Source organism: Candidatus Aquicultor secundus (assembly GCF_002791875.1).
GTDB classification, from domain to species: Bacteria; Actinomycetota; Aquicultoria; order Aquicultorales; family Aquicultoraceae; genus Aquicultor_A; species Aquicultor_A secundus.
This window is the reverse complement of the sequence record NZ_PFNG01000016.1, coordinates 8,221-10,415: the sequence shown is the minus strand read 5'-3', so window position 1 is coordinate 10,415 and position 2,195 is coordinate 8,221. Positions and strand designations below refer to the sequence as shown.

The following is a 2,195-nucleotide window of genomic DNA, read 5'->3' as shown; positions in this document are numbered from 1 at the left end:
TCCAAGGGGGAAGACATTGTATAAGATCGGAGTATTGCCCGGTGATGGAACCGGTCCAGAAGTTATAAGGGAAGCCCTAAAAGTCTTGCAAGTAGCAAGCGAAGTCGAGAATTTTAACTACGAACTCGTTCACTACGATTTCGGCGGCGACAGGTATCTTAAGACAGGCGAGATCCTACCCGAATCAGCGTTTGACGAGTTTCGCAAACTCGACGCCATATTGTTCGGCGCAATCGGACACCCCGATGTAAAGCCGGGAATTCTTGAGAAAGGCGTCCTGCTTCGAATCAGGTTCGAGCTTGACCAGTACATTAACTTACGGCCGGTCAAGCTGTATCCCGGGGTCTATACTCCGATCAAAGGAAAGGGACCTAACGAGATAGATTTCGTGGTCGTTCGCGAGAACACCGAGGGCCTTTACGTGGGCGCCGGCGGTTTCTTGAAGAAGGGCACGCCGGATGAGGTCGCCGTCCAGGAGAGCATCAACACGAGAAAAGGCGTCGAGCGCTGTATCCGCTATGCCTTCAACTATACGAAAGAGCGCAACAAGGAAAACAAGCTCACGCTGTGTGGTAAGACAAACGTCTTGACCTACGCATTCGACCTCTGGGAGCGCGCATTTTACGAGGTAGCCAGGGAATATCCGGGCATTACCACCAATTACGCGCACGTCGATGCGATCTGTATGTGGTTCATTAAAAACCCGGAGTGGTTCGATGTCATCGTAACCGACAACATGTTCGGCGACATCATTACAGACCTTGGAGCGATGATTCAGGGAGGTATGGGCATTGCCGCCGGCGGAAACATCAATCCCGAAGGCGTCTCGATGTTCGAGCCGATCGGCGGCTCGGCCCCTAAATATACAGGCATGAATATAATCAACCCGCTTGCCGCAATCTCGGCCGCCCAGCTCATGCTGGAGCACCTGGGGGAACAAAAGGCGGGCAAACGTATAGAGCAGGCGGTTATGAAAGTAACCGCCGAGAAGATAAAAAGCCTCGCCGCCGGCCAGATGGGCTATAGCACATCTGAGATCGGCGATATGGTCGCAGACTTGGTGAGGGAAGGATAGAAAGAAGGGTCCAGGGTCCGGGGACCAGGGATGAAGGTCTAGAGAATGGGTTTTTAAGACGGGGACCAGGGATGAAGGTCTAGAGAATGGGTTTTTAAGAGCAGGGTATATTGTTCTGTCATTCTGAAGGAGCGAATAGCGACTGAAGAATCTCGAGTCCACTTGCCAGTAGTGTCACTGAATAGCGTCTAGGAGTAGCCAACTTTCTTGCAGAAGAAGGTTTCCCCCTAAACCCCGGACTCTGGACCCTAAAAAAACGGAGGTAGCGCGCAATGCCAATAGAAAAAGTTGAAAAAATATGGCTCAACGGTGAGTTTGTGGATTGGGATAAGGCCCAGGTGCACGTCCTGACGCACGCCCTGCATTACGGGTCGGGTGTGTTCGAGGGAATCAGGGCATACGAGACCCCCTCGGGTACGGCTGTATTTCGCCTTACCGAACACATGGAAAGGCTGATGGATTCGGCCAGGATTTACTTGATGCCGGTACCATATTCAACAGAGGAACTGATCAATGCAACAAAAGAGCTGATCAGGGTTAATAAACTGAAAAGCTGCTACATCCGCCCCATCGCATTCAGGGGATACGGCGAGATGGGGCTGAATCCATTGAACTCGCCGGTTGATGTCGCTATTGCGACCTGGTCATGGGGTACCTACCTGGGTGACGAGGGCTTAAAAAACGGTATCCGGGCTATGATCTCTTCATTTAGCAGAATCGACCCGAACTCACTCCCGCCGGCAGCGAAGGCAACCGGGCAGTATATAAACTCAATTCTCGCTAAAATGGAGGCGATCTACAGCAACTACGAAGAAGCCATCATGCTTGATTCCAGGGGATTTGTCTCCGAGGGAACGGGCGAGAATCTATTTGTCGTTAAAAACGGCGTCATCCACACGCCGTCGACGTCGGCAAGTATTTTAGAGGGCATCACGCGGGATACCGTGATAGAATTGGCGAAAGATATGGGCTACGAAGTTGTTGAGCGCGACTTGGTAAGGAGCGATCTCTTCCTGGCCGATGAGATATTTGTAACCGGCACCGCTGCCGAGATAACACCGATACGCGAAGTCGACAAGCGCGAAATCGGTAAACCCGGCCCGGTAACGACCGCCCTGCA

At 52.2% G+C, this 2,195-nt stretch carries 2 protein-coding genes; both read left to right on the top strand.

The genetic code is table 11. The annotated features are described in order from the left end of the window. Positions 1-16: 16 nt before the first annotated feature. On the top strand, positions 17-1,075 hold the full coding sequence (locus tag COY37_RS00535) for a 3-isopropylmalate dehydrogenase (protein ID WP_286678701.1): 1,059 nt from the start codon (positions 17-19) through the stop codon (positions 1,073-1,075). A 272-nt stretch (positions 1,076-1,347) separates the two neighbouring features. Beyond that, a partial coding sequence (locus COY37_RS00530) for a branched-chain amino acid transaminase (protein ID WP_286975483.1) occupies positions 1,348-2,195 on the top strand: 848 nt, incomplete at its 3' end.